The sequence below is a fragment of the Virgisporangium aliadipatigenens genome, from assembly GCF_016863615.1.
Lineage (GTDB): Bacteria > Actinomycetota > Actinomycetes > Mycobacteriales > Micromonosporaceae > Virgisporangium > Virgisporangium aliadipatigenens.
On sequence record NZ_BOPF01000014.1, the window covers coordinates 249,862 to 275,810 of the forward strand.

The 25,949-nt window shown below is 71.1% G+C and carries 23 protein-coding genes and 2 pseudogenes; 18 read left to right on the top strand and 7 right to left on the bottom strand.

Annotation, left to right across the window (positions count from 1 at the left end; translation table 11 throughout):
- Nucleotides 1-139 precede the first annotated feature (139 nt).
- Entirely contained in the window at nucleotides 140-859 is a 720-nt protein-coding gene (locus tag Val02_RS21210) for a Fic family protein (RefSeq protein WP_203900863.1), read from the top strand.
- Nucleotides 860-1,072: 213 nt separating this feature from the next.
- On the opposite strand, the gene Val02_RS21215 is transcribed toward Val02_RS21210, so the two are convergent.
- From Val02_RS21215 to Val02_RS21230, 4 genes are all read right to left on the bottom strand, one after another.
- Nucleotides 1,073-1,870, bottom strand: coding sequence for an HAD family hydrolase (locus Val02_RS21215; protein WP_203900864.1), 798 nt, complete (start codon nucleotides 1,868-1,870; stop codon nucleotides 1,073-1,075).
- Nucleotides 1,871-2,143: 273 nt separating this feature from the next.
- A complete protein-coding gene (locus Val02_RS21220; RefSeq protein WP_203900865.1) occupies nucleotides 2,144-2,347 on the bottom strand; it encodes a hypothetical protein in 204 nt (67 codons plus the stop codon).
- 1,486 nt (nucleotides 2,348-3,833) lie between these two features.
- Nucleotides 3,834-4,352: a DUF4231 domain-containing protein gene (locus Val02_RS21225; RefSeq protein ID WP_203900866.1), complete on the bottom strand. Its 519-nt coding sequence runs from the start codon at nucleotides 4,350-4,352 to the stop codon at nucleotides 3,834-3,836.
- Nucleotides 4,353-4,679: 327 nt separating this feature from the next.
- On the bottom strand, nucleotides 4,680-5,192 hold the full coding sequence (locus Val02_RS21230; RefSeq protein ID WP_203900867.1) for a hypothetical protein: 513 nt from the start codon (nucleotides 5,190-5,192) through the stop codon (nucleotides 4,680-4,682).
- A 159-nt stretch (nucleotides 5,193-5,351) separates the two neighbouring features.
- Between Val02_RS21230 and ssd the strand changes: the two genes are divergently transcribed.
- From ssd to Val02_RS48255, 7 genes and pseudogenes are all read left to right on the top strand, one after another.
- Complete coding sequence (gene ssd / locus Val02_RS21235; RefSeq protein WP_203900868.1) at nucleotides 5,352-6,443, top strand: septum site-determining protein Ssd; 1,092 nt, start codon at nucleotides 5,352-5,354, stop codon at nucleotides 6,441-6,443.
- Nucleotides 6,440-7,600: a TadA family conjugal transfer-associated ATPase gene (locus tag Val02_RS21240; protein WP_203900869.1), complete on the top strand. Its 1,161-nt coding sequence runs from the start codon at nucleotides 6,440-6,442 to the stop codon at nucleotides 7,598-7,600. Before ssd ends, Val02_RS21240 begins: the two co-directional genes overlap by 4 nt.
- 133 nt (nucleotides 7,601-7,733) lie before the next feature.
- Nucleotides 7,734-8,501: a type II secretion system F family protein gene (locus Val02_RS21245; protein WP_203900870.1), complete on the top strand. Its 768-nt coding sequence runs from the start codon at nucleotides 7,734-7,736 to the stop codon at nucleotides 8,499-8,501.
- Complete coding sequence (locus Val02_RS21250; protein ID WP_239153214.1) at nucleotides 8,498-9,094, top strand: type II secretion system F family protein; 597 nt, start codon at nucleotides 8,498-8,500, stop codon at nucleotides 9,092-9,094. The genes Val02_RS21245 and Val02_RS21250 overlap by 4 nt, the downstream gene beginning before the upstream one ends.
- A 60-nt stretch (nucleotides 9,095-9,154) precedes the next feature.
- A complete protein-coding gene (locus tag Val02_RS21255; protein WP_275415594.1) occupies nucleotides 9,155-9,343 on the top strand; it encodes a DUF4244 domain-containing protein in 189 nt (62 codons plus the stop codon).
- A complete protein-coding gene (locus Val02_RS21260; protein ID WP_239153215.1) occupies nucleotides 9,340-9,723 on the top strand; it encodes a TadE family type IV pilus minor pilin in 384 nt (127 codons plus the stop codon). Before Val02_RS21255 ends, Val02_RS21260 begins: the two co-directional genes overlap by 4 nt.
- A gap of 29 nt (nucleotides 9,724-9,752) precedes the next feature.
- Nucleotides 9,753-10,175, top strand: a pseudogene (locus Val02_RS48255) (Rv3654c family TadE-like protein); the annotation flags it as partial.
- A gap of 153 nt (nucleotides 10,176-10,328) precedes the next feature.
- Here Val02_RS48255 and Val02_RS47505 read toward each other — a convergent pair.
- Entirely contained in the window at nucleotides 10,329-12,977 is a 2,649-nt protein-coding gene (locus Val02_RS47505) for a DEAD/DEAH box helicase (protein ID WP_373317922.1), read from the bottom strand.
- Nucleotides 12,978-13,092: 115 nt separating this feature from the next.
- On the opposite strand from Val02_RS47505, the gene Val02_RS21280 reads away from it, so the two are divergent.
- The 8 genes from Val02_RS21280 to Val02_RS21315 all read left to right on the top strand — a co-directional run bounded on the left by Val02_RS21280 (nucleotide 13,093) and on the right by Val02_RS21315 (nucleotide 22,255).
- Complete coding sequence (locus Val02_RS21280; protein WP_203900871.1) at nucleotides 13,093-13,455, top strand: STAS domain-containing protein; 363 nt, start codon at nucleotides 13,093-13,095, stop codon at nucleotides 13,453-13,455.
- A 3-nt stretch (nucleotides 13,456-13,458) separates the two neighbouring features.
- Entirely contained in the window at nucleotides 13,459-13,938 is a 480-nt protein-coding gene (locus Val02_RS21285) for an ATP-binding protein (protein ID WP_203900872.1), read from the top strand.
- A gap of 422 nt (nucleotides 13,939-14,360) precedes the next feature.
- On the top strand, nucleotides 14,361-16,751 hold the full coding sequence (locus tag Val02_RS21290) for a sodium-translocating pyrophosphatase (protein WP_203900873.1): 2,391 nt from the start codon (nucleotides 14,361-14,363) through the stop codon (nucleotides 16,749-16,751).
- Nucleotides 16,752-16,837: 86 nt separating this feature from the next.
- A complete protein-coding gene (locus tag Val02_RS21295; RefSeq protein WP_203900874.1) occupies nucleotides 16,838-17,383 on the top strand; it encodes a hypothetical protein in 546 nt (181 codons plus the stop codon).
- Entirely contained in the window at nucleotides 17,374-18,012 is a 639-nt protein-coding gene (locus Val02_RS21300) for a hypothetical protein (protein ID WP_203900875.1), read from the top strand. The genes Val02_RS21295 and Val02_RS21300 overlap by 10 nt, the downstream gene beginning before the upstream one ends.
- Before the next feature lie 82 nt (nucleotides 18,013-18,094).
- On the top strand, nucleotides 18,095-20,905 hold the full coding sequence (topA, locus tag Val02_RS21305; RefSeq protein ID WP_203900876.1) for a type I DNA topoisomerase: 2,811 nt from the start codon (nucleotides 18,095-18,097) through the stop codon (nucleotides 20,903-20,905).
- A 4-nt stretch (nucleotides 20,906-20,909) separates the two neighbouring features.
- Nucleotides 20,910-21,794, top strand: coding sequence for a helix-turn-helix domain-containing protein (locus tag Val02_RS21310; RefSeq protein WP_203900877.1), 885 nt, complete (start codon nucleotides 20,910-20,912; stop codon nucleotides 21,792-21,794).
- An 89-nt stretch (nucleotides 21,795-21,883) separates the two neighbouring features.
- Nucleotides 21,884-22,255 (top strand): VOC family protein, encoded by a 372-nt coding sequence (locus tag Val02_RS21315; RefSeq protein WP_203900878.1) that lies wholly within the window; start codon nucleotides 21,884-21,886, stop codon nucleotides 22,253-22,255.
- Nucleotides 22,256-22,301: 46 nt separating this feature from the next.
- Here Val02_RS21315 and Val02_RS21320 read toward each other — a convergent pair whose 3' ends face one another.
- Together Val02_RS21320 and Val02_RS21325 are read right to left on the bottom strand one after the other, a co-directional pair.
- Entirely contained in the window at nucleotides 22,302-22,694 is a 393-nt protein-coding gene (locus Val02_RS21320; RefSeq protein WP_203900879.1) for a peptidase inhibitor family I36 protein, read from the bottom strand.
- An 83-nt stretch (nucleotides 22,695-22,777) separates the two neighbouring features.
- Nucleotides 22,778-24,079, bottom strand: coding sequence for a D-arabinono-1,4-lactone oxidase (locus Val02_RS21325; protein ID WP_203900880.1), 1,302 nt, complete (start codon nucleotides 24,077-24,079; stop codon nucleotides 22,778-22,780).
- Between the two features lie 161 nt (nucleotides 24,080-24,240).
- Between Val02_RS21325 and Val02_RS21330 the strand changes: the two genes are divergently transcribed.
- Together Val02_RS21330 and Val02_RS21335 are read left to right on the top strand one after the other, a co-directional pair.
- Nucleotides 24,241-24,795 (top strand): TetR/AcrR family transcriptional regulator, encoded by a 555-nt coding sequence (locus Val02_RS21330; protein ID WP_203900916.1) that lies wholly within the window; start codon nucleotides 24,241-24,243, stop codon nucleotides 24,793-24,795.
- Nucleotides 24,796-24,886: 91 nt separating this feature from the next.
- Nucleotides 24,887-25,759: pseudogene (locus Val02_RS21335) on the top strand (Rossmann-like and DUF2520 domain-containing protein); the annotation flags it as partial.
- Nucleotides 25,760-25,949: the final 190 nt, after the last annotated feature.

A 25,949-nucleotide genomic window follows, 5' to 3' on the forward strand; every position in this document is an offset into this window, starting at 1 on the left:
GCCTTTCAAAGGGGTGTTTGTGATGCGGGTCTCTCGGTGAGCAGGCTAGTCCGGGGGTCCGACAAGAGCGAGGCCGAGGCCGGCTGTGCGCTGAGCGTGCGGTAACCCGCGCCGAACGTACCCGTGACATCATCCGGCGGTGACCCACGACCGCCTGGCGCAGCTGTTGACCCTGGCCGACGTTACGGAAGCGCTGGACAGCGCGGGTGCGGCGGTCGACAAGGCGTTCAAGCACCGGGCGTTGCGCCGGGGCGGGGGCACGGTCGCCGCCGAGGTCGGCCTGCGTTCGGCCGTCGCCAGCGCCGCACTCGAGGGATCTTCCTATGATCTCGCGGACGTCCGCGCGGGGACGATCACCGATCCGGTGGTCCAGGGCGCGTTACGAGTTTCGGCGGAACTGGACCGGCTGGCGCCGCAGTGGCTGAAGGCGCCGCCGCAGGTGCTCACCAGGCTGCACATCCTCGCCGCGCGCGGCGTCGTCGCCGACCTCGGCCGGCCTGCGCCGCACGGCGGGGCGGCCCGGCTGCTGGCCCTGCACGACGTGCTGCACTCGTCGGCGCCGGCGCTGCTGCGGGCGGCCGTGGTGCACGGCGAGCTGTTGGCGCTGCGGGCGTTCGAGGGGCCCAACGGCGTCGTGGCCAGGGCCGCCGCCCGACTCACCCTGATCGCCGTCGGGCTCGACCCCCGTGGGTTGCTACCCGTCGATCTCGGCCATCTTTCGCGGGAACCGGAGTACGTCGGCGCCGCCGGTGCCTACGCGACCGGGACGCCGGACGGGCTGCGTTCCTGGCTGCGCCACTGCGGTGCGGCGGTGGAGGTCGCCGCGGATCAGCTCACCGCGGTGTGTGACGCGGTCTGACACCGCTGCCGGTGAAGCACCGGACGTATAGGCGGCGCCCCAAGGTGGAGCGCCGCCGAGGACGTCCGACCGGGTTACCAGGCGTGCATTGTGTATCGCTCTCAGCAGTCCCAGCTGGGTCCCGCTGGAGCGAGCCTCACGTGGCCGATCGCTCGTGGGTGCCCGGTGGCCGTTACCAACCGTTGTACTCCCGTACCGGCGGGTAGTCCAGGGTCAGGTGGCGGCTCGTGCGCGGCGCGCCTTGCCGTACAGGATCAACCCGACGGCCACGCCGGCCACGGCCGCCAGCACCGCCGCCGTCAACGGCACCGCCGGCCGCTCCCGCCAGCGCCGCGACAGCGGGACCGGATACCGGAACTCCAGCGTCGGCCAGCCGCGTTCGGCCGCGACCCGGCGCAGCCCACGGTCGGGATTGACCGCCGTGGGGAAACCGACGCACGACAGCAGCGGCACATCGGTCACCGAGTCCGAGTACGCGAACGACGTCGACAGGTCGTAGCCCCGCTCCGCGGCGAGCTTCTGCACCTCGACGACCTTGTTCTCCCCGGCCGCGTAGAACTCCACCTCGCCGGTGTACCGCCCGTCCCGCACCACCATGCGGGACGCGATCACGTCCGTGATGCCGAGCGCCTCCGCGATCGGGCGCACCATCTCGTCCCCCGAACCGGACACCATCACCACGTCGCGCCCGGCCGCCTGGTGACCCTGGATCAGGGCGGCCGCCTCGGCGTAGACGTACGGGTTGATCAGCTCGTCGAGCGTCTCCCGCACGATCTGCTGAACCTGCTCGACCGACCACCCCTGGCACAACTCCGCGAGGTAGTCCCGGGTGCGCGCCATGCCCTGCTCGTCGCTCCCGCCCATGCGCAGCAACAGCTTGGAGTAGGCGCCTTTGATCACATCACGGCGGTTGATCAGCCCGTCGCGATAGAACGGCTTGCCGAACGCCAGCGCACTGGACTTGGCAATCACCGTCTTGTCGAGGTCGAAGAACGCGGCACTGCGGCCCACGGCGGGAGTCTAACCGGAGTGGGACACCTGATCGGGTACCCGAACGACCTGTCGCCGGTTCTGTACTCGACGTAGGGGCTCAGGCTCGTGCATGCTTGTGTTTGCGACACCGGCTCACGTCTGGTAGGTGTTGCCCGGATTGGACGCTCGGCGGTTGCATCCCCCCGCGATCGCCGGGTGAGTTCGGCTCACACCCCCCGGAGCCGGACTCTTTCGGCAAGCCCCGCCGCCCCCCGGCGGGGCTTGTCCGTTGCGCCCTCACCTCTCCCGTGACTACGTATCGGCTGGTAGCGGCGTTGCGTCCGGCGGCTCCTCGTTGCCCTTGGGTACCTCGTCAGGGCCGAAAGTCAGCAGATTGTCAGCAGCGGCGTCCAGGGCCTCCCTGACCCGCTCGTCATAGTCGGCCGGGGCGTGGGTGTAGCGGTTGAGCGTGGTGGACGCCTGCTGGTGACCCATGACCCGCTGGACGACGTTCACCGGGAGACCGTCGCTGACGAGCCAAACGCCAGCTCGAAGAACGAGTGCTCCGCGTTTTCAAATTGCGGCTGGGTTCTTCCATGGACTGAGCGTTGCCGCCAAGGCTGCGATGTTGAACGTTCCCACGGTACCGATGGTTTGCAGCACGTCAGTGCGGTCGTGCTTCGCCATCTGTGGCTAGTTCATGGGCGTTGGAGGGCTGCGTTGCAATTCGCTATAAGCGTCAAGATCTCACCATCAGTTAGATCGATAAAAACGGCGGTGGTGAGGTTGTACTGCCTTCCGAACGAGTACTCTGCTGCGGCGCCTCCACGAGACTCGTCAAGTTGACCGGCCTTGTTGTAAACCTGCGAGTTGCAATAGTTGTTGGGCTTTCCCCTGAGTTTGGACACAGAAGACTTTCCCGTATTTTGTATTGTCCACCTACCTGCGTCGATTTCATCGAATGATTCACAAGAGTCTAGTTTGGCGAGCGACCCCTTGAATGCGGCCTTCCCGCCAACGTAGTAGCAGCCTATCTCCAATAATCCGCCTGTTGGATTTTCCACAATAGGTTTGAACTTGGGTTTAAACGCAGGACTACTAGTGTTCGTGGCGGGGCTGGGGCTGGGGCTGGGTCTAGGACTGGGGGTGAAGCTGGGGCTGTAAAAGGCTGAAGTGTGCACGGGGCCCTCGCGGGCGGCGGAATCCTGGCTGCTCCCGCACCCTCCTAGGAGTACGGAGATGCAAGCCAACCGCAAATATCGAGTCACGTGAGACCGATAAATCATCGAAGGTCCTCCTTCGATCGGGGCGATGCTCCTCACATTCCATCGTAGGTAGGACAGTGCCGTCTGGGTCATAAGACAGCAAATCTGAGTGAGGATGCGGCTCGCCGGGGAACAGGATCGAATTGGTCTGGTGGTGCGAATTCGGTCACGAGCCGCTCGGAACGCATCGCCCAACACGGCTCGATGCCGCTGCTCCGCCAGCGGTATTCGCATCAACGCCAATGCCGGCCATAATCACACGATGCTCAAAAACATCAGGTGACTAACAAGTCGAACCACCGCCACTGCCAAGCATCGGCCGAACCGGGGCACAACAGGGCATGGCTGCCGAATTGGCCTTACTAGATCAAGGCGCCGCGCACGCGCGGCGCGGACCGGTCCGCGCTCGGCCTGCTGGCGACGCAAGCGCCGGCATCGGCCGGCACGACCGGCCCACTGTGTGGCTGGCGCCGTGACGATTGCCTGCTTCGGAGCTGCCCGCCGAGGTTGGGCAATCGGCTGCCGCACCGCTTCGCGCCTTGCCCTCGATTCAGTGGCCGGCGCCCGTCGAGGTCGACCAGGACCACGCGCTGAACGTCTTCCCCGACGCCTGATCGTCCACGCCGCCCGACGGCCGTCAAGGGCGCTGCGCGTCGGCAAGCCAATGGCCGGCGGCCACCCTTGACTCCGGCCGGCCGCTGGTGCCCGCACCTATCGGGTGTTGCGTTCGGTGAGGTCTATCCGAAGGCGGGCGGATTGGGGGACCCAGGACCCGCGGCACGGTCATCGTTGCTTTGCGTGTTCTCCATCAACGTCATTACGTTAAGCGTGGCGATGTTCTCGGCCTGGATTGCTCCCTCGACTCGCTCTACCAATGCCCGATAGGCGGCCGCGTCATCGAGAGCCTGGTACAGGCCAGTTCTTGTAAGGAAGTGAATTCGTTCGTGCCCAAGTATTTGCTCGGTCGAGCGATAATTCTTCCACTGGTCGCGATAGCGGTAGACGCTCTCAAGCGCGACGGCTACTGCAACCAACAAGCTGGTCGCGGTAGCTAGGACACGTGCCCAGTTTCCATCAATGTTCAGAATAACCGGCACGAGAACGCCGCCCACAACAGAGACCGTCCGCATCCACAAGTACATACGCTTGGTCTTGACGGCCTTCGTGTCGTACCAGCCCTGGTATTGCTCCAGACGCTTCGCGATGTACCAGGTAGGACCGTGTTGCTCATCCTCGGATCGGCTGGAGTCGCCCATCATGCCCTCCTTGTCTCCGCCTGAATGCTAATCACCGGGCGTTTCTAGGAGTGACCAGGCGGAGTCTTGTTGTACACCGCGCTTCAGGACGAGGGAACCTCGGCCCACGCACGAGTGCGATCCTCTGTGCGTTGTCGCTGAGAGGCTGCCACCCGAAGCGGCAGGAGTCAGCAGAAAGTCAGCGAACGCCCTGTTCACGGCTGCCGACGAACAGCAGCGAACAGGGCGTAGCTGGAACAACGCGCAACGGACGACAACGGGTGCCAAAGATCACCACATCCGGAGCGCTGCCCCCCGGCGGGGCTTGTCCGTTGCGCCGGCGGCTGCTCAGCGGGGCTGCAGCGTCAGGAACTTCCCGTCCAGCGTCTCGTCGGCCACGTCGCGGCGCACATACAGTCGGACCTTCGGTGGCTCGTCGGTGGTCGCCAGGCAGGGGAAGCGGCCGATCGTCGTCAGGCGTGCCACGTCGATCGCGGGGACCCAGGTCCAGTAGCGGTGCCGGGCGAGGAAGCCGGTCGGCAGTTCGAGCTCGATCTCCAGATCCAGGCGCCCGGTGCCGTCCCGCCGGGAGAGCGGGCCGATCTGTGCGTAGTCGCAGACGCGGGCCACGCCGCGCACGGCGTTCTGTGCGAAGTGCCGGTCCAGCTCGCGGGTGTTCTCCCGCATCGCCAGCCCGAACAGCACGAGGCTGACCACCAGGCAGATCCCGCACAGCGTCAGACCGGTGGACAGGTCGACGGCGCCGCCCAGGGCGAGGGCACCGCTGAGCACTCCCATGAGGAGGAACCCCAGCGGGAGCGTAGCCGCCACGTTCGGTGGCAACCCCTTCAAACTGAGCACGCGCAGACGATACAGCGCACGCCGCTCCGTCAGGGGTGCCCGATTGCCACATAGCTGATCGTCGAGGTTACCGCTACCCCGTCCACAAGCACCCCCGCTGTCCACAGGGCGGGGCGTTCGCGACGGTGCGTGCCGGCGGGATCCGCCACGGTGTGCGGCATGGCTGTGCGAACCCTTACGCCGTCCCGGATCCGGCCGCTGCTGGTCACCGACGACGCGGCGTTGCTCGATGAGGTCCTGCAGGTGGCCGCCTCGGCGGGTGCGGATGTCGAGGTGGCCGTCGACCCGGCCGGTGCCCGCCCGCACTACGGGCTGGCGCCGATCGTGCTCGTCGGCGTCGATCAGGCGGAGGCCTGCGGGCGCGCCGCGCTGCCGCCCCGGGCCGGCGTGGTGCTGGTGGGCCTGGTCGCCGATCCGCCGTGGCCGCTGGCCCAGGCGATCGGGGCCGAGCACATCGCGTTGCTGCCGTCGGCGTCGTCGTGGCTCGCCGAGAGGTTCGCCGTCGCTGCCGGGCGGCCGCCGGTGCCGATGCCGTCCCGGGTGGTCGCGACGGTCGGCGGAAAGGGCGGCGCGGGAGCCAGTGTGCTCGCCGCCGGGCTGTCGGTCACCGCGGCGCGTTCGGGGCTGCGGGTGCTGCTGATCGACGCCGACCCGCTCGGTGGCGGGCTCGACCTGGTACTCGGCTGGGAGGAACTGGACGGGTTGCGCTGGCCCGGGTTGGCCTCGCAGACGATGGGCCCGGTGAGCCCGCCGGCGCTGGTGGACGCCCTGCCCAAGCGCGGCGACCTCGCGGTGCTGTCCTGCGATCGCGACGCCGAGTGGGAGTTGCCCGCCGACGCCATCGACGCGGCCATCACCGCCGGTCGGCAGAGCCGGGACCTCGTGGTGATCGACCTTCCCCGGCACTTCGACGACGTGTCGGCGATCGCGCTCGCCCAGGCCGATCGGGTGCTGCTGGTCGTTCCGGCCGAGTTGCGCGGGTGTGCCGCCGCCGCCCGGGTCGCCGCGGGCGCACAGCGCTTCACCAAGACGTTGCGGCTGGTGGTCAGGGGATCGACCAAGCTCAGACCCAGGGAGATCGAACGAGCGTTGGGCATCCCGGTCGCGGGCATCTTCCGCAACGACCCCGCTCTGGCTCAGCTTCTGGAACGGGGTGAGCCCCCGGCCGGCTCCGGCAACGGCCCGCTCGCGGGTCTCTGCCGGGAACTGCTCGCCGGCCTGGGGCTCGACACCTTCGGTCGTGCGGCATGACGGCCGACCTCGCCGGCAAGGTGCGCAGGCGGTTGGCCGTCTCCGGCGAGGCGCCCACCCCGGCCCGCGTCATCGCCACCGTGCAGTCCGAACAGGGCGCCGAACTGCTGGGCCCGGCCGCATTGGCGCGCCTCGCCGGGCGGATCAGCGACGACCTCTGCGGTGCCGGTCCGCTGGCGGGCGTTCTGGCTGACGAGACGGTCACCGACGTCCTGGTCAACGGCTCCACGGTGTGGGTCGACCGGGGACACGGCCTCGAACGCGCACCCGTGCGGGTCGGCGGTCCCGATGAGGTGCGACGGCTCGCGCAGCGGCTCGCGGCGGCCGGCGGGCGGCGGCTCGACGACGGGAGCCCCTGCGTCGACGTTCGGCTCGCCGACGGCACACGGCTGCACGCGGTGCTCCCGCCGGTGGCCGTCGACGGGCCGTATCTGTCGCTGAGAACGTTCCGGCGTAAGGCGTTCACCCTGGAGGAACTGGTGGCGTCAGGGGCGGTGGCGCGCGTCGCGGCCCGGCTGCTGACCGCGGTCGTCGCGGCTCGTCTGCCCTATCTCGTGGCGGGCGGGACGGGCACCGGCAAGACCACGCTGTTGAACAGCCTGCTCTCGCTCGTGCCGGCGCACGAACGGCTCGTCATCGTCGAGGACGCGGCCGAGTTGCGCCCCGAACACCCGCACGTGGTGGCCCTCCAGGCCCGAACGTCCAATGTGGAGGGTGCCGGCGCGGTCTCCCTGCGGGACCTGGTGCGGCAGGCGCTGCGGATGCGGCCCGACCGGCTGGTCGTCGGCGAGTGCCGCGGCGCCGAGGTGGTCGACCTGCTCGGTGCGCTGAACACCGGCCACGAGGGCGGCGCGGCGACGCTGCACGCCAACACGCCGGCGGACGTGCCGGCGCGGCTGGAGGCGTTGGGGCTGCTCGGGCGGGTGCCGCGGGAGGCGCTGCACGCGCAGGTGGCGGCGGCGCTACGGGTCGTCGTGCAGGTGCGCCGGGTGGGCGCGCTGCGGGTCGTCGACGAGGTGTGCCTGCTGCGTGCCGCCGAGCCGGACCGGCTGGTGCGGGTGGTTTCGGTGTGGCGGCGGGAGGACGGTTACGGGCCGGGCGTCGGTGCGCTGTCGGAGCTGCTCGGACGTGGGGGCGTCGAGTGGTGGCCGGCATGAGCGGGCAGACGTGCCGCGCGGCGGGTGATTCGGCGGCGTTGCGCCGGTGGGGTCGGGGGCTGGCGGCGCGCGGGCAGACGTGCCGCGTGGCGGGTGATTCGGCGGCCTCGCGCCGGCGGGATTGGGGGCTGGCGTGAGGGCCGGACGTGGCGGTGCGGCGGTGACGCGCGTCGGCGGGGCGGTGCGGCCCAAGGCGGCCTCGTTGTCGGCGGGACGGCGGCGGCGGCGCGGGCTCGGGCGGGTCGTGGGGCCGGCGGGGCGGCGGTCGTTCCGGTGGCGGGCAGTGGCGGCGGTGCCGCTGCGGTATCCGGTGACCGCGGGTGTGCTCTGCGGCAGCGGGCTGGCCGTCGGGGCGTGGTGGCAGGGCGGACCCGTGGCGGCCGCGCTCACCGCGGCGTACGGGACCCTCGGCGTGATCCTCGCCGTCCGGCGGCAGCGCTCGGCGGCGCGCCTGCGCAGCGAGGCGCGGGCGCTCGACGCCGTCTCCGACCTCGCCGCCGACCTGCGGGCCGGTGCGGGGCACGAGGCGGCGCTGGCGAGTTGCGGACCGGCCGTAGCGGAGAGCGCGGCGGCGGCCGGGATGGTGCGGGCGGCGTGGCTCGTCAGCGAACGCACCGGTGCGCCGTTGGCGGACGTGCTCGACCGGGTGGATGTTCAGCTGCGGCAGGCGCACCGGCGCACCGTCGAGGCGCGGGCGCACAGCGCGGGCAGCCGGGCCACCACGATGCTGCTGACCGTCATGCCGGCCGTGGGCATCGCGATCGGCTACGGCATGGGCGCGGATCCGTTGCACACGCTGTTCCGGACCGGGCTGGGTGCGGTGTGCGTCGGGGTGGCGTGCGCGTTCCATCTCGCGGGGCTCGGGCTGACGCTCCGGTTGTCCACAGTGGACACGTCTTGACGCGGCGGGTCGTTGCGCTCGCCGTGCTCATCGGCGCCGGGATCGCCGTTTCCATCGGCGGTTGGGCCGGGGCGGCGGTCGGGGTCGTGGTCGCCGTGGTGCTGGTGCGCCGGCTGCCGCGCTGGCTCTCCGGGCGGGTCACCGTCGAGCAGCGGCAGGCCGCCGCCGCGCTGCCGTTGGCGGCCGACCTCATGGCGGCGACGCTGCGTTCCGGTGCGCCGCCGGACCAGGCCGCCCGCACCGTGGGCGAGGCGCTGGGCGGCCCCACCGGCGTTCGGCTGGTGCGGGTGGCCAACGCCCTGCGCCTCGGCGCGCCGGCCGGGCAGGCGTGGGAGCACGTGGTGGACGTTCCCGGCGGCGAACGCCTCGCCCGCACGGCCACCCGCAGCGCGGACAGCGGAGCGGCGCTCGCCGCGGCCCTCGACCGGCTGGCCGACGAACTGCGTGCCGCGCGGGCCGCCGCCGCGGATGCGGCCGCACGTCGGGCCGCCGTGCTCGTGATGCTGCCGCTCGGGCTGTGCTTCCTGCCGGCGTTCCTGCTCACGGGCGTGGTGCCGGTCGTCATCTCCCTGCTGTCCGGCGTGCTCGGGTGAGTGCGCCGGGGTGTCCATTCATCGAATCGTTCATCGATTCGTCTATCGAGAGGAGCGCCAGTGCGTCGAGTCAGGCAGTTCGTCGGCCGGTTGAGGAAACGGATGCGGGGCGACGACGGGATGAACACCGCCGAGTACGCGGTGGGAACGCTGGCGGCCGTCGCGTTCGCGGCCGTTCTGTACAAGGTGGTGACGAGCGGTGCGGTGTTCGGGGCGCTGACGTCGATCATTCAGAAGGCGCTGGCGTGAACGTGTGCCTCGCGCGGTTGCGCCGGTCGTTCGACAAGGACGGCCGGCGGGACCGGGGCTCGGTGACGGCCGAACTCGCGGCCGCACTGCCGGCGCTGCTGCTGTTGATGGCGTTCGGGGTCGCCGGGGTGACGGCCGCGTCGACCAAGATGCGGTGCCTCGCCGCGGCACGGGACGCCGCGATCGCAGCGGCGCGCGGGGAGGACGGCGGTGCTGCCGCCGCACGAATGCTTCCCGCCGGTGCGCGGGTCGGCGTCACGCGGGACGGCGACCTCGTCCGGGTGTCGGTGACGGCCGAGGTCAGGCCGCTCGGCCGGAACATGCCGGGGTTCACCGTGTCGGCGCAGGCCGTCGCGGCGGCCGAACCGGGTGCCCCGTGAGCCCGCTCGGGACGCCACGGTCGGCTTCGGTGGCTTCGGGGGTCTCGGGTGCATCGCCGGCCCTTTCGGCCCTTTCGGCCTCTCCGGCCCTTTCGGCCCCTTCGGCTCCGTCGGCTCCGTTGGCCTCGCTGGGCGAGCGGGGGTCGTCGGCCTCGTTGGCCTCGCTGGGCGAGCGAGGGTCGTCGGCCTTGTCGGGCGAGCGGGGGTCGGCGTCGTTGTGGGTGCTCGGGATCGGGCTGGTGGTGCTGCTGCTCGGCCTCGGTTTCACCGCCGTCGGGACGGCCTCCTACGGGCACCAGCGCGCACAGGCCGCCGCTGATCTCGGGGCGCTCGCCGGTGCGCAGCGCGTTCTGGCCGGGGCGGATCCCGCGTGCGCGCGGGCGGGCGAGGTGGTGGCCGCCAACGGGGCCGTGCTGAGCGGATGCGCCGTCGAGGGGCTCGAGATCGTCGTCGAGGCCGCGGTGGCGGTGCCGCCGTTCGGCACGGCGCGGGAGGCCGCCCGAGCCGGACCGGTCACCGCCCACCCGCCGATCACTGCAGGTCCGCAACCGGTCACCGCGGACCCGCCGCCGGGCGGCATCGCCCGCGTCGCCGACGCGGGGCCGTCACCCGGGCAGGTTCCGCAGCACCAGGTCGAGCACCCGGACCGCCCCGGCCTTGTCGAGCGGCGAGTTGCCGTTGCCGCACTTCGGCGACTGAACGCAGGACGGGCACCCCGCCTCGCACCCACACTCCACGATCACGGCGCGGGTCGCGTCGAGCCAGCGCGCGGCGGCCGCGTAGGCGCGTTCGGCGAACCCGGCCCCGCCCGGATGGCCGTCGTAGACGAACACGCTCGGCGCCTCCGTGTCGGGATGCTCGGCGGTGGAGATGCCGCCGATGTCCCACCGGTCGCAGCTGGCGACGAGGGGCAGCAGCCCGATGGCGGCGTGTTCGGCGGCGTGCAGCGCGCCCGGCACGTCGGCGGCGTCGACGCCGGCCAGCGTCAGCGAACGCGGCGACACGGTCCACCAGACCGCGACCGTGTGCAGGCGGCGCTGCGGCAGGTCCAACGGCCTGGTGTCGATGACCTCGCCGGTCAGCTTGCGCCGCTGATACGCGGTGACCTGGGCGGTGACCTCCACGTCACCGAGGTAGAGGCCCACCGGCCCGGCGTCCACGTACGAGCGCACGGAACGCACCGCGAGGGAGGTGACGTCGCGCGGATGCGTCGTCCACTGTGGATCCTCCTCGTGCACGAACGCCACCGCGTCGTCAAGATCGAGTTCGTCCACCACGAACGACACGCCCTGGTGCTGGTACACGGCGCCCGGGTGCACCAGGAAGTGCGACGACCCGTGGTCCACCGTGCCGAGCAGCCGTCCCGTCGCGGCCTCGACGACGGCCACGGGCGCACCGCCGGCGCCGCGCAGGTCGACCTCGGGACGGCCCTCCTTGGTCCAGTACCACCCGGTGGGCCGCTTGCGCAGGGAGCCGTTCGCCACGAGGCGGTCGACCATGGCGCGCGCCGGCGCACCACCGAACATCTCCAGGTCGGCCGCGGTGAGCGGCTTGTCGCAGGCGGCCGCGGCGAGCTGCGGGCCGAGCACGTACGGGTTCAGGGGGTCGAGCACGCACGCCTCGACGGGCCGGCCGAACAGCGCCTCCGGGTGGTGCACCAGGTAGGTGTCGAGCGGGTCGTCGCGGGCGACGAGCACGCACAGCGCGTCGCGGGTCGTGCGGCCGGCGCGGCCCGCCTGCTGCCACAGCGACGCGAGCCGTCCCGGATAGCCGGCGAGGACGACGGCGTCGAGGCCGACCAGGTCCACGCCGAGTTCGAGCGCGCTGGTGCTGGCGAGGCCGGTCAGCGAACCGTCGAGCAGGGCCCGTTCGAGGGCGCGGCGTTCCTCTCGGAGGTAGCCGGAGCGGTAGGCGGCGACCTGTTCGCCGAGGCCGGGGGAGGCCTCGTCGAGCGCGCGCCGGGCCATGGCGGCCACCGCCTCGGCGCCTCGCCGGGAGCGCACGAAAGCGAGGGTCCGGATGCCGGAGGAGACCGCGTCGGCGAGAAGGTCTGCGGTCTCCCGCAGCGCCGACCGCCGCACGGGTGGCGCATCCCGCCCGCCGCCGGGGAGCGGGACGTCGGATGCGGTGCCGGGCGGGTGGCGGTCCGGGGCGCTGTCCTCGTGCGGGCCGCCCATGGAGGCGTCGGGTCCGCCGCGGTGGGAGGTGCCGCCTGCCACCGGGCCGTCCGAAGAGGCACCCGGCGCGTGGCGGCCAAGAGTGCTGCCGGCGCGTGGGCGGGACACACCGGTGTCGCCACCCGCGGAGCCGACGCCGGCTGCGCCCGCGCCGACGATGCCGCCGTCGTCGATGCCGCCCCCGACGATGCCGCCGTCGTCGATCCCGCCCCGCGGGCCGGGAAGCTGTCCCGAGCCGCGGCCGTCCCGCACGCTGTCCCCGTCGAAGTCGGGCAGTAGCGGCGGTTCCCACAGAGCGAACGCCAGCGCGCCACGCGGCGACCCGTCCGTGACCACCTCGACCACGTCGGCGCCCATCAACTGCGCGGCGGTCGCTCCCGGCGACCCGGCCGTCGCCGACGCGAACACGAACACCGGCGAACTCCCGTACCGCGCCGCGATCCTCCGCAACCGCCGCAGGACGTGCGCGACATGCGACCCGAACACCCCGCGGTAGCCGTGGCACTCGTCCACCACGACGAACGCCAGCCGCCGCAGCTGCGTGGCCCACGCGCCGTGCCGGGGCAGCACCCCGTGGTGGATCATGTCCGGATTCGTCAGCACGAACCGGGAGTGCTGGCGGATCCAGTCCCGTTCCTCGCGCGGGGTGTCGCCGTCGTAGCAGGCGGGCCGGAGGTCGGGCAGCCCGAGCGCGGTCACCGAACGCAACTGGTCGGCGGCGAGGGCCTTGGTCGGCGACAGGTAGATCGCCGTGGCGCGTGGATCTTTCAGAAGCGCGCTCAGCGTCGGCAACTGGTAGGCGAGGGACTTGCCGGAGGCCGTTCCGGTGGCGACCACCACGTGGCGGCCGGCGTGCGCGTGCTCGGCGGCCTCGGCCTGGTGGCGCCACGGGTGGGTGATGCCGCGCCGGCGCAACGTGTCGCGCAGGGCGTCCGGGACCCACTCCGGCCAGGGCACAGGATCTCCGGCGCGAGCCGGAATGATCTCCAGGTGGGTGAGCGGGGCGGATGATCGGCCGGCCAGGAGCCTTTCCAGCAGGCGGCTGGGCGTGGCCTCCACCGTCGTCACGCCCTGCACTGTGACACTTGTGCGGGCGTGACGTCCACGCACGAACCGGGCCTGTACGTCGCCGGACTGTGCGAGCGATGGTTAGATGGCCCTTGGTTCCTCGTAGTCGCGCAAAGGAGGTCGCATGGAACTGTCGCTGTCGACCCACGACTTCGGCGACCACACGGTGCTCGAGGTCGGCGGCGAGGTGGACGTCTACACCGCCCCTCGACTGCGCGAGCGGCTCATCGAGCTGGTCGAGGCGGGTGCCCGGCATGTAGTGGTCGACCTGAGCCGCGTGGAGTTCCTGGACTCCACCGGGCTGGGTGTGTTGGTCGGTGCACTGAAGCGTCTGCGCGCGGTCAATGGCACGCTGAAGCTCGTCTGCGCACATGAGCGCCTGCTCAAGATCTTCCGGATTACCGCGTTGGACCGGGTCTTCGCGCTGTACGACTCGGTCGACGCGGCCGTCGCCGGAGGCGTCGCAACCCCGGACCAGACCACGTAGTCGATGGCTACGGTACGGCTGTCGTTCTCGCCGGCGCCGGCCCACGTGCGCACCGCTCGGCTCGTTGCCGTGGCAGTCGCACGCCGGGCCGGCGTTCCGGACGAACTGCTTGAGGAAATCCGTCTCGCGACCGGCGAGGCGTGCTCCCGCGCGGTCGCGTTGCACCGTTCGCACGGGGTGTCTGAGCTGGTACACGTCTCGCTGAAGGACGGCGAGCGGTTCACGGTCGAGGTGGTCGACCGGGCCAGCAACGGTTCGGCGCTGGTGGGCTCGCCGGAGGACCCGGGGATGTTCCTGGTGGAGCCGGTCGTGCCGTTGACGGTCACGCCGGACACGCTCACCGAGGAGGACGTCGCCGAGCGGATGGGTCTGGCGCTGCTCGCCGGCCTGGTCGACGACATCGCCGTGGTGCCGGTGAAGGGCGGTGGCGGCACGGAGGTGCGGATGTCGTGGCCGCTACCGAAGCCGGGCAGCCGCACTTAGGCCCTGCCTAGCACACCGATCTTCGTCGATCTTGCAGTTGTGGCGGGGCCTTATCGCCGCAAATCCGGACAGGTTGGGCACCGCAACTGCAAGATCGACGCGAACAATGCCCGTCCGGGTGAACGCGGCGCGCCGGTCGTAGATCACGACTTGACTACCTCCGCTAAGATCCACTTCTTCCTCGACCCTCCGCATATAAGCGCAGGTCAGCGGCCTTAATTCGCACCTAAGAAACGGTGCACACAACCCCTGGCGCATCGGGGTCGGCCGTTGCCGGTGTGAGGATCAACACGGCCGTTCGTTAAAGTACGCAGGTTGTGCGCCACATCCCCCCAGTTGGATGCCACGCGCATGCGGAAAGTTTTTGACAACCGCTGGCGCGGGCCGGCGGTCCTGTGCGGTCGGTTCAGGAGGACATAGGGATGCCCGGGGCTACCCTCGCCGTTGGCGGCGAGCTGTCCCTTACCGGAACTAATCTCAGATTCGTCATCATCGCGGCCGTCATCGCGCTGGTGGCGTTGAGTTTCGCGTTCGCGCTCACCCGAGCGGTGCTCGCGACCGGTAGGGGTACCAACAAGATGCAGGAGATCGCCGGCGCCGTTCAGGAGGGCGCCACGGCATATCTCGTGCGACAGTTCAAGACACTCGGCATCTTCGTCGTGATCGCCGTCGTGCTGTTGTTCCTGTTGCCGGTCACCGAGGCCGGCGACGACGAGACGTCGGTGAAGATCGGCCGTTCGCTGTTCTTCATCGTCGGCGCCGTTTTCTCGGCGGTGATCGGTGGTGCCGGTATGGCGCTCGCGACCCGCGCCAACCTTCGCGTGGCGGCCGCCGCCCGTGAGGACGGCGGGCGGGAGCGCGCCATGCAGATCGCGTTCCGCACCGGTGGCGTGGTCGGGTTCATGACCGTGGGTCTGGGACTCGTCGGCGCCTCCGTGGTGGTAATGATCTACGGCGGCAACGCGCCCACGGTGCTGGAGGGCTTCGGCTTCGGTGCCGCGCTGCTCGCGATGTTCATGCGGGTCGGCGGCGGCATCTTCACCAAGGCCGCGGACGTCGGCGCCGACCTGGTCGGCAAGGTCGAGCAGAACATCCCCGAGGACGACCCGCGCAACGCCGCGACCATCGCCGACAACGTCGGTGACAACGTGGGCGACTGCGCCGGGATGGCCGCGGACCTGTTCGAGTCGTACGCGGTGACGCTCGTTGCCGCGCTGATCCTCGGCCGGGTGGCGTTCGGCGAGGACGGGCTGGTGTTCCCGCTGATCGTGTCGACGATCGGCGTCGTGACCGCGATCATCGGGGTCTTCATCACGCGGCTGCGGGTTAGCGACCGCAGCGGGATGACCGCGATCAACCGTGCGTTCTACATCTCGGCGCTGCTCTCGGCCGTCGTGGTGTCCCTCGCCGCGTGGTTCTACCTGGAGCCGACGTGGGGCGACCTGCTCGGCGAGACGGAGGCACTGGCGGCGCTGGACGTGGCGAGCACCGACGACATCCCGGTCGGCCCGCAGGTCTTCGCGATCGGCGCGGTCGTGATCGGCATCCTGCTGGCGGCGATCATCCAGGCGCTGACCGGGTACTTCACGGAGACGCATCGTCGTCCCGTGCAGGACATCGGCAAGAGCTCGCTGACCGGTCCCGCGACGGTGGTGCTGGCCGGCATCAGCGTCGGGCTGGAGTCGGCGGTGTACACGGCGATCGTCATCGGCGCCGGCGTGTACGGGGCCTTCCTGCTCGGCGGTTCGTCGATCGTGCTGTCGCTGTTCGCGGTGGCGCTGGCCGGCACCGGCCTGCTCACCACGGTCGGCGTGATCGTCGCGATGGACACGTTCGGCCCGATCAGCGACAACGCGCAGGGCATCGCCGAGATGTCGGGCGACATCGACGAGCGCGGCGCACGCACGCTGACCGACCTGGACGCGGTGGGCAACACCACCAAGGCGATCACCAAGGGCATCGCGATCGCGACGGCGGTGCTCGCCGCGACCGCGCTCTTCGGGTCGTACACGGCGGGGCTGCGCGCGGCGTTCACGGAGGCGTACGGCGAGACCAAGGCGGCGGACGTCATCAAGGACGAGATCACCAACCTGCTGAACGTCTCGGACCCGAGCAACCTGGTCGGACTCCTGCTCGGCGCGGCGGTGGTGTTCCTCTTCTCCGGTCTCGCGATCAACGCGGTGTCGCGGTCGGCGGGCGCCGTCGTGTTCGAGGTGCGGCGTCAGTTCCGCGAGCTGCCGGGCATCATGGACGGCTCGCAGCGGCCGGAGTACGGCAAGGTCGTCGACATCTGCACCCGGGACGCGCAGCGCGAGTTGGTCACCCCGGGTCTGCTCGCCATCATGGCGCCGATCGCCGTGGGCTTCGGCCTGGGCGTCGGCCCGCTCGCCGCGTACCTCGCCGGTGCGATCGGGGCGGGCACGCTGATGGCGGTCTTCCTGGCGAACTCGGGCGGTGCCTGGGACAACGCCAAGAAGATGGTCGAGGACGGCGCGTTCGGCGGGAAGGGCTCGCCGTCGCACGCCGCGACGGTCATCGGTGACACCGTCGGTGACCCGTTCAAGGACACGGCCGGTCCGGCGATCAACCCGCTGATCAAGGTGATGAATCTGGTCGCGCTGCTGATCGCCCCCGCGATCGTGATGCTGAGCGCGGGCGCGGACAAGAATGTCCCGGCGCGCGTGGGCATCGCTGTCGCCGCCGCGGCGGTCATCGTCGGGGCCGTCGTCTGGAGCAAGCGGAAGCCGATCTCGGTCGACGCGGGCGACAACGACGCGTCGCCGACGCCCGCCACGGAGACGGTGAGCGCGTAACACCCCACGATGCGGGCCCCGGTGCGTGCGCGCCGGGGCCCGCGTCGTATCCACCGCCGACGAGGTCCACTCGCTACCCTTGCGCCATGGTCCACCGTCGCTTCCTCGCCGGCCTTCTCGTCCTGGTCGCGCTGGTCACGGCGTGCGGCGAGGCGAAGGACGACGGGCGCGGCGACAAGGAGCCCGAGGCCTGGGCCGGCGCCGTGTGCGCGGCGCTGACGCCGTGGCGGACCCGGATCACCGACCTCACCTCCCAGGCGCAGCAGCAGATGAACGCCGCCCGCACCGCCGAGCAGGCGAAAACCGGCCTGGTAGGGCTGCTCGGCGGAGCCGAGTCGGCGAGCGAGGAGGCCCGCGGCAAGATCGTCGCGGCGGGCGTTCCGGACGCCTCCAACGGCCGGCAGGTCGCGACGGAGTTCGCGGACGCGCTGCGGCGCACCCGGGACGCCTACGCCAACGCCAAGGGGTCGGTGACGGCCCTGCCGACGGCCGACGCGAAGGGCTTCTACGCCGAGGTGCAGAAGGCGTTCGGGCAGCTCGACAAGGAGTACAAGGCGGCCGCCGTCGATCCCACGAAGGTCGACTCGGCGGAGTTGAAGAAGGCCTTCGACGCGGTGCCCGCATGCCGGTAAGCGGTCAGCTCAACCTCTTCGGTGTCGAGGCGCGGCCGCCCTCCGCGTTCGACCTGGAGGGGCTGCTGGCCGGGGCCGGGCAGGTGGTCCGGCTCGGCGGTACCGCCCGGGTGTCCGTCGTGGTCGACGCCGCGTGGCGGGTCCGGGTCCTCGCCGCCGAGTTTTCTTCGCGGGAACTGGCAACCAGCTGGAAACCCGTGCCCGTGACCCCCGCGACGGACGAGCCGCCCGACCCGGAGCCCACCCCCGCCGGGGCCCCCTACCTGGTGCGAACGGCGTACAGCTCCGTACTGGCGCCGCTGGCCGGCCGGTGGCTGAAAGGTGCGGACAAGCGCACCCCGCGCGGGCTCACCCTGGACGGGCGCAAGCTGCGGCTGTGGCTGGTCGCGGGCGGCGCGCCGGACGATCAAGGCGGCTTCACGCTGGAGTTGGGCCCGGGCGACGAGGCCGAACACGAGCCGGTCGGCGAGGCGCTCAAAGGCCTCGGTCTCACTCCGGTGTTGCTGGGATCACGGGCAGGAGCGCCGGCATACCGTATCGTGGGCCGCCGACGGTTGTCCCGCCTGGCGGAACTGGTCGGAGAGCCGCCGAAGGACAGCCCACCAGGCGGATGGCCCTTGATCAAATAGGACAGGTGAGGACGATCCGCTGACGCACGGTGTACGGTGGCGCCGGTCAGCGTGCTGAAGGAGAGCAGGAGCAGGGAGAACCGTGGCGCAGAGTGCCAACACCACACGACTGGTCATCGTCGAGTCCCCGGCGAAGGCCAAGACGATCTCGGGCTACCTCGGCCCGGGGTACGTCGTGGAGGCGAGCTTCGGACACATCCGTGATCTCCCGCGCAACGCGGCAGACGTTCCCGCCAGATATAAGGAACAGGCGTGGGCGAAGCTCGGCGTGGACGTCGACAACGACTTCGCGGCGCTGTACGTCATCTCCAGTGATCGCAAGCAGCAGATCACCAAGCTGAAGGATCTGGCGAAGCGCGCCGACGAGATCCTGCTCGCGACGGACGAGGACCGCGAGGGCGAGGCCATCGCGTGGCACCTGGTCGAGACGCTGCAGCCGAAGGTGCCGGTCAAGCGCATGGTGTTCCACGAGATCACCAAGCCGGCGATCCAGGCGGCGGTGAGCAACCCGCGCGAGATCGACCGCTCCCTGGTCGACGCGCAGGAGGCCCGCCGGATCCTGGACCGCCTCTACGGCTACGAGGTCTCCCCGGTCCTGTGGCGCAAGGTCACGCAGCCGGTGGACAGCCCCAAGCTGTCCGCGGGTCGGGTCCAGTCCGTCGCCACCCGGATCGTGGTCGAACGGGAACGCCAGCGGATGAAGTTCCGCTCGGCGGACTACTGGGACGTGGCCGCCACACTGGCCGTGCAGGGGCAGGTCGAGGGGCCGCGCACGTTCGGCGCGACGCTGATCGCGATCGACGGCGACCGGATCGCCACGGGCAAGGACTTCGACCCGGAGACCGGGCAGGTCAAGCCCAATCTCGGCGTGGTCCACCTGGACGGCGACGGCGCGCGCGGCGTGGCCGCCCGGCTCGAAGACCAGCCGTTCAAGGTCATCAAGGTCGAGGAGAAGCCGTACCGGCGCCGGCCCTACCCGCCGTTCATCACTTCCACGCTGCAGCAGGAGGCGGCGCGCAAGCTGCGGTTCTCCTCCGAGGCGACGATGCGGGTCGCGCAGCGGCTGTACGAGAACGGCTACATCACCTACATGCGTACCGACTCGGTGAACCTCTCCGAGTCGGCCATCACGGCGGCCCGTCAGCAGGTGCGCGACCTGTTCGGGGACCGTTTCGTGCCGGCGCAGCCGCGCCGCTACACCGGCAAGGTCAAGAACGCCCAGGAGGCGCACGAGGCGATCCGGCCGGCCGGTGACTCGTTCCGCACGCCGGGCGACGTGGCCAAGGAGCTGTCGGCCGAGGAGTACCGGCTGTACGAGCTCATCTGGCGGCGCACGATCGCCAGCCAGATGACGGACGCCGTGGGCAACTCGACCTCGGTGCGCATCCGCGCGGTCTCCACGACCGGCGAGGAGTGCGACTTCGGCGCCTCCGGCAAGACGATCACGGACCCGGGCTTCCTGCGGGCGTACGTCGAGTCGTCGGACGACGAGGAGGCGGAGGCCGAGGATGCCGAGCGCCGCCTGCCCACCCTGGTCAAGGACCAGCCGCTGACGGCGGAGGAGCTGCGCGCCGTCGGGCACACCACGCAGCCGCCGGCCCGGTACACCGAGGCGTCGCTGATCAAGGCGCTCGAAGAGCTGGGGATCGGCCGCCCGTCGACCTACACGTCGATCATGAAGACCATCAAGGATCGCGGCTACGTCGACAAGCGCGGCCAGGCGCTGGTGCCGACCTTCGTGGCGTTCGCCGTGATCAACCTGCTGGAGGGGCACTTCCCGCAGCTCGTCGACTACGCGTTCACCGCGTCCATGGAGAACGACCTCGACGATATCGCCGGCGGCGAGGCGGCCGCGGTGGACTTCCTCCGGTCGTTCTACTTCGGCCAGGTCAACGGCAAGGCGAGCCTGGTGGCCGGCTCCGGCGGCCTGAAGAGCATGGTGACCGACCAGCTCGGTGACATCGACGCCCGGGGCATCAACTCGATCCCGCTCTTCGAGGACATCGTGGTGCGGGTCGGCCGCTACGGCCCCTACCTGCAGCGCGGCGGCGACGAGGGCGAACGTGCCTCCGTGCCGGGCGACCTGGCGCCGGACGAGCTCACCCTGCAGAAGGTCACCGAGCTGCTCGCGGCGCCGAGTGGCGACCGGCAACTCGGCGAGGAACCGGGCACGGGCGAGGCGATCCTGCTCAAGTCCGGCCGGTTCGGCCCCTACATCGAGGCCGGCGAACGGCGTGCGTCGCTGCTCAAGAGCCAGTCCCCGGAGACGCTCACGCTCGAGGACGCGCTGCGCCTGCTGACGCTGCCCCGCACGGTCGGCGTGGACGCCGAGGGCAACGAGATCCAGGCGATGAACGGCAAGTACGGCCCGTACATCAAGCGGGGCACCGACTCGCGTTCGCTTCCCGACGAGGAGGCGATGTTCACGGTGACCCTGGAGGAGGCGCTGGCGCTGCTGGCGGCGCCGAAGACCAGGGGCCGGCGGGAGCCGAAGCCGCCGCTGCGCGACCTCGGGCCGGATCCGCTGACCGAGAAGCCGCTGGTCATCAAGGAGGGCCGGTTCGGGCCCTACGTGACCGACGGCGAGTTCAACGCCTCGCTGCGCCGTTCGCAGACGCCGGAGTCGCTGACGCCCGAAGAGGCCAGCGAGATGCTCGCCGAGAAGCGGGCGAAGGGGCCGGCGCCGAAGAAGGCGAAGAAGGCCGTGAAGAAGGCCACCGGGGACGCGGAGTCGCCGGCGAAGAAGACGGCCGCGAAGAAGGCCCCGGCGAAGAAGGCGACGCCCGCCAAGAAGACGACGGCGGCCGCGAAGAAGGCCACGCCGGCGAAGAAGACGACGGCCCGCAAGACGGCGACCGCCACCAAGGCCGCGCCGGCCGAGGCGAACGACTGAGGTCGTGACGACGGCCGGGGAGCCGCACCGGGGCGCCGACTCCGGTGCCCCGGCCCGGGACGACGGGCTGGTGCGGCGTGCGGGCAGCGTGCCGGGCCTGACCTGGAGCCTGGCGCGGCGTGCGCCGGATCCGCGGCTCGGCGGGCTCGTGGCGGCGATCTACGGGTACACCGAGCAGAGCGCCGGGCCGGTGCTGCGCAGGCAGCTGCCGTTCGGGGGGAATCCGGTGATCCTCGGGCTGGGGCCGCCGATCGACGTGGACGGCGCGCCGCAGCGCTCCTTCGTGGCCGGGCTGGCCGACCGGGCGACGTTCACGCGGTTCAGCGGCGCGCAGCGCGGGGTGGAGATCCGGCTGACGCCGCAGGGCGTGCACACGCTGTTCGGGGTGCCGCCGGGGGAGTTCGCCAACGCGGTGGTGACCCCGCCGTGGCTGGCGGCCCTGGCCGACCGGGTCGCCGAGTGCGGGTGGGCGGAGGCGCTCGACCTCGTCGAGGCGACCCTCCTGCGCAGAGCCGGCGACGGGCCCACCCCGGACACCGCCGTGACCTGGGCCTGGAACGCCCTGCGCCGCAGTGGGGGCAGGACACCCGTGGCCGCGCTCGCGAACGAGATCGGGTGGAGCCACCGGCACTTCGCGGCGCGCTTCCGGGCCGGGATCGGGCTGGCGCCGAAGACGGCCGCCCGGGTGGTGCGCCTGGAACGTGCCGCCGGCCGGCTGTCCCGGGGGGAATCCGCGGCGGTCGTGGCGGCGGCGACCGGTTACGTCGACCAGAGCCACCTGACGCGGGAGTTCCGGGCGTTGGGCGGGTGCACGCCGGGTCGGTTCCTCGCCGAGCGGGACGCGGAGCAGGTCAGTTTTGTCCAAGACGGGCAGGCCGCCGCCGCTTAACTTGGCGGCATGAGCGAACGCTTGCGGAAGCGAATCATTGAGCAGGGCGCACTTGTGTCTGAGGGCGCCGGTGAGCGAAGCGAGGCGGCATGAGCATCTACCCGACGTTTCGTTACCGGGATCCGAAGGCGGCGATCGCGTTCCTGACGGGCGCGTTCGGCTTCACCGAGAAGTCCGTGATGACGAACGACGACGGCACCGTCGGCCACGCCGAGCTGGCCTGGCCCGAGGGTGGCGTGATCATGCTGGGCACCCGCTCCTCCTCCGGGGACAGCCCGTACGACACCGAGAAGTGCTGTACCTACCTGGCGCTGGAGGACCCCGACGGGCACCACGACCGCGCGAAGGGCGCCGGCGCGGAGATCGTCATGGAGCTGACCGACCAGCCGTACGGCTCGCGCGAGTACGCCGCCCGCGACCCCGAGGGAAACACCTGGTGCTTCGGCACGTATCGCCCCTGAGGCGGACGGGCGGCGCGCGGGAGGCTGCGCGCCGCACGTCACGTCGTCAGATCCGGACCGAGGTCAGCCGGTCGTTGAAGGTTCCGCCGACGTAGGAGATCCGTCCGTTGGGGGCCAGCGTGAAGCTCGCGCCCTGGCAGTCGGCGTCGACGTACCAGATCAGATTGCGCGGGGTGTTGTTGACGATGGAGGAGATCCGGTCGTTGAAGTCGGAGTTGATCGCGGCGCACACCCCCGACGGGAACCCGTCGTCCAGGACGGAGTAGACCGCGACGCCCTCGTAGTCGGCGTGCTCGTACATGCACACGGCGTTGGCGGGACACGACGAGGGATCGGCGGCGGAGGCCGGTGCGGCGGCGGTCAGCTCCAGGCCGGTGAAGGCCAGGGCGGCTGCCGCGGCGCTCGCCGCGACTCTGCGGGAGATGCGCGAAAAGGTCATGAATCGACCTTGCGCGGAACGGCCGGGATCGAACAACGTCTCTGAAAGGTGTATGACGTCCACAAAAGGGATTAAGTGAATCCCTAGCCCAGCATCCGGTCCAGAAAGGGCGACCGGAAGACGCCGTCCGGGTCGGCCGCGTCACGCATCGCGACCCACTCGTCCCACCTCGGGTAGGCGGCCCGCAGCCGCGCCGGGTCGGCGTAGTGCATCTTGCCCCAGTGCGGCCGCCCGCCGAGGTCCAGGCACACCTTCTCGAACTCGTCGAAGTACTGCCGGTACGGCATGCCCACGAACTGCTGGGCCGCGATGTACGCGTTGTCCCGCCCGTAGCCGTGCGACATCCAGAGCTGGTCGGCGGCGGTGAACCGCACCTCGACCGGGAACGCGATCCGGAACGGCAGCCGGTCGACGATGCCCCGCAGCGCCGCGAACGCCTCGGGCAGCGCCTCGCGCGGCACGCTGTACTCCATCTCCGTGAACCGCACCCGCCGGGGCGTGCAGAACACGTCGTACGAGGCGGCTGTGTAGGTGCGGGCGGTGAGGGCGCGGGCCGCCACCTTCATCAGCGGCGGGGCGGTGACCGGTGCCCGCCGGGCGACCCGCAGGACGACCCCGTAGAGGGAGTTGGAGAGGAACTCGTCGTCGAGCCAGCGGCGCCAGGAGGCCAGCGGCGCGTCGTCGGTCGCGACCCGATCGTTGATCTTGAGTTGCCCCATCGACGTGTGCGGGAACCAGAAGAACTCGGTGTGGTCGTGCGCGGCGATCAGCTCCGGCAGGGCGGGCAGGATGCTGGTCAGCGGCTGCGGCTTCTCCACCGCCCGCAGCACGAACGCCGGCACGCACTCGAGCGTCACCGAGACGATCGCGCCGAACCCGCCCAGCCCGACGGCCGCGGCGGCCAGCTCCCGCGGGGTGTTCTCCCGGTCCCAGGTGACCTCGCGGCCGTCGCCGGTGACCACGCTCATCGCGGTCACGAACGTCGACAGGCAGCCGTACGCCGCGCCGGTCCCGTGCGTTCCGGTCTGCACGGCGCCGGCCACGGTCTGGGCGTCGATGTCGCCGAGGTTGGGCAGGGCGAGGCCGTTGGCGGCGAGGAGGGCGTTGAGCGCCCGCAGGGTCATCCCGGCGGGCACGGTCACCGACGTACCCGAAATGTGTACAGGTACATCGAGTCGGGACAACGACACTCGCACTCCGTCGGCGCGCGCGATCTCGGAGAACGAGTGCCCGCTGCCGGCCACGCGCACCCGGCGACCCTGCGAGGCGGCTTCACGTACGACGCTGACCAGGTCCGATACGGATTCGGGAACGGCGACGGGGGCGGCATCGCCGACGTTGCCGGTCCAGTTGTGCCATGACCGTTCGACTAAGGAAACCCCCATCAGATGTGAGTACCGTTCACTTCGCGGCGAGTCAACTCCTCAGTCGTTACAGATACGAAGAGGGAGTTACACGGGAAGGAACGGATGTGACCGCACAGCCACTCGCCGGACCGCTGCGCCGCGTGCCGGTGCAGGGCCGAAGCGTCGCCCGGGTGAATCGCATGCTCGATGCGTGTGCCCAATTGGTCGACGAGGTCGGGTACGACGGGCTGACCACCACGCTGCTCGCGGAGCGGGCGGGCGTCGCGATCGGCTCGGTGTACCAGTTCTTCCCCGACAAACGGGCCATCGTGCAGGCGTTGACCCTGCGCAATCTGGAGGCCTACCTGCACCGGCTGGTCGACCGGATGGAGCAGGAGGAGGCCGCCGACTGGTGGGGCGCGGTGGACGCCGCGATCGACGAGTACATCGCGATGCACCGCAGCGTGCCCGGGTTCCGCACGCTGCACTTCGGTGACATCGTCGACGTTCACCTGCTCGACGACGAACGCGACAACAACGCCGTCATCGCCGGACGGCTGGCGGCCCTGCTCCGTGAGCGCTACGAGATCAACGGCGAGCGCGTCGACTTCGTGCTCGGCATCGCCGTCGAGGCCGCCGACAGTCTGATCAAGATGGCGTTCCGGCGGCAGTCCGACGGGGATCCGGAGATCCTGGCGGAGGCGAAGACACTGATCCGCGACTACCTCCACCGACACGTAACGGTGGGGCAATAGCGGTGTAATTTCTCACTGCCACGGGTCGCTGCGGGGCGGCGGCGCAATACTGATGATCGACCGGTACCTCCCTTGTAAGGACTGGATCATCATGAGCGCTCCGCCACGCGTTCCATCGATCGGTGTCATCGGCGCCGGTCGGGTAGGGGCCGTTCTGGCCACCGCCCTGTCCCGCGCGGGCCATCCCGTCGCCGGCATCGCCACCGTCTCTCCCGCCAATCAGGCCCGGGTGCGTCGACTGCTGCCCGGTGCGCCGTTCCGTACACCGCACGAGGTGGCCGAGGCCGCCGACCTGCTGCTGCTCACCGTTCCGGACGACGCGCTCGGTGCGCTGGTCGACGGGTTGTGCGCGGCGGGGGCGATCCGGCCGGGGCAGGTCGTCGCGCACACGTCGGGCGCACACGGGCTCGCGGTGCTCGCGCCGGTCGTCGCGGCGGGTGCGCTTCCGCTGGCCGTTCACCCGGCGATGACCTTCACGGGAACGGCGGCCGACCTCGACCGGCTCGCCGACGGTGCGACGTTCGGGGTGACCGCGCCCGCTTCGCTGCGTGCATTCGCGACGCGGCTGGTGGCCGATCTCGGCGGGGTGCCGGAGTGGATCGCCGAGGAGGCCCGCCCGCTGTACCACGCGGCGCTGGCGCACGGGGCGAACCACCTGGTGACCCTGGTCAACGAGGCCGCCGACCGGCTGCGCGACGCCGGGCTGCGCGACCCCGGCCGCGCGCTCGCCCCGCTCCTGCACGCGGCGCTGGACAACGCGCTGAGGCTGGGCGACGCGGCGCTGACCGGGCCGGTGTCGCGCGGGGACGCCGGCACGATCGCCGGGCACCTGGACGTGCTGGGCCGCACGGCACCCGAGTCGGTGCCGCCGTACCTGGCGCTGGCCCGCCGCACCGCCGACCGCGCCATCGCGACCGGCCGCCTGCTTCCCGTCGACGCGGAGCCGCTGCTCGCGGTGCTCGCCGACGCGGAGCCGGGCGTCGTGTCGCCCGAGCCGACGCGCTTCGCCCGAGCCGACGCGCACCAGGCCGCGCCGGCGGGCGTTGCGCGCGCCGCCGCGCACGCCACCGCCGGGCCGCACGCCACCGCCGGGCCGCACGCCACCGCCGGGCCGGGAGGTCGGGGAGCCGTCCCGCCGGCGGGTGAGCCGCGGG

What these genes read in the sequence shown, in the direction of transcription:
- Val02_RS21280 (WP_203900871.1), top strand. Translation starts at nt 13,093, where the DNA reads ATGGAACTGTCGCTGTCGACCCACGACTTCGGCGACCACACGGTGCTC.
- Val02_RS21240 (WP_203900869.1), top strand. Translation starts at nt 6,440, where the DNA reads ATGACGGCCGACCTCGCCGGCAAGGTGCGCAGGCGGTTGGCCGTCTCC.
- Val02_RS21285 (WP_203900872.1), top strand. Translation starts at nt 13,459, where the DNA reads ATGGCTACGGTACGGCTGTCGTTCTCGCCGGCGCCGGCCCACGTGCGC.
- Val02_RS21320 (WP_203900879.1), bottom strand. Translation starts at nt 22,694, where the DNA reads ATGACCTTTTCGCGCATCTCCCGCAGAGTCGCGGCGAGCGCCGCGGCA.
- ssd (WP_203900868.1), top strand. Translation starts at nt 5,352, where the DNA reads ATGGCTGTGCGAACCCTTACGCCGTCCCGGATCCGGCCGCTGCTGGTC.
- Val02_RS21315 (WP_203900878.1), top strand. Translation starts at nt 21,884, where the DNA reads ATGAGCATCTACCCGACGTTTCGTTACCGGGATCCGAAGGCGGCGATC.
- Val02_RS21290 (WP_203900873.1), top strand. Translation starts at nt 14,361, where the DNA reads ATGCCCGGGGCTACCCTCGCCGTTGGCGGCGAGCTGTCCCTTACCGGA.
- Val02_RS21330 (WP_203900916.1), top strand. Translation starts at nt 24,241, where the DNA reads ATGCTCGATGCGTGTGCCCAATTGGTCGACGAGGTCGGGTACGACGGG.
- Val02_RS21295 (WP_203900874.1), top strand. Translation starts at nt 16,838, where the DNA reads ATGGTCCACCGTCGCTTCCTCGCCGGCCTTCTCGTCCTGGTCGCGCTG.
- Val02_RS21325 (WP_203900880.1), bottom strand. Translation starts at nt 24,079, where the DNA reads ATGGGGGTTTCCTTAGTCGAACGGTCATGGCACAACTGGACCGGCAAC.
- Val02_RS21225 (WP_203900866.1), bottom strand. Translation starts at nt 4,352, where the DNA reads ATGGGCGACTCCAGCCGATCCGAGGATGAGCAACACGGTCCTACCTGG.
- Val02_RS21300 (WP_203900875.1), top strand. Translation starts at nt 17,374, where the DNA reads ATGCCGGTAAGCGGTCAGCTCAACCTCTTCGGTGTCGAGGCGCGGCCG.